A 499-nucleotide genomic window follows, 5' to 3' on the forward strand; every position below is an offset into this window, starting at 1 on the left:
TCATGCTCTCGATGCTCGCCGAGAAGGAGCACGAGAACGCCGGTACGGTCGTCGTGACGACGAAGAAACCCGCACCCACCATCGCGCAGGAACTCGAACACCTCACGGGCGTGTCACCCGAGCAGTTCGAAGTTATCGACACGACCAGTGTCGCGGACTTGCTCGACCAGCGGACCACCGCCGACAACCTCCGGTATGTCTCCAGTCCCGGCGACCTGACCGGCATCGGAATTCACCTGACTGAGGCTCTGCGGGAGCATTATGAGGCGAGCCAGTCGGCCCAAGTCGGGCTTCACGTTCTTTCGACGCTCGTGATGTACGCCGACATGAAACGACTGTTTCAGTTCCTTCATGTCATCACCGGCCGCATCGCAGCGACTGGCTTTTCGGGCGTATTCACACTCGACACCGGGTTCGTCGACGAACGCGAGCTAGCGCTCTTGAAACAACCGTTCGACGGAATCGTGGAGACCCGCGAGACGGACGGTGACCCGGAGTA

1 protein-coding gene is annotated in these 499 nt (G+C 60.5%); it reads left to right on the forward strand.

Annotated elements, in window-relative coordinates:
* Positions 1 to 2 precede the first annotated feature (2 nt).
* Positions 3 to 499, forward strand: a 497-nt coding sequence (locus tag DVK06_RS17305) for a hypothetical protein (protein WP_121601145.1), incomplete at its 3' end; no start/stop codon positions are given.

Origin of the sequence: Halorubrum sp. Atlit-28R, from assembly GCF_003665955.1 — an archaeon.
In the GTDB taxonomy this organism is placed as follows: Archaea; Halobacteriota; Halobacteria; order Halobacteriales; family Haloferacaceae; genus Halorubrum; species Halorubrum tropicale.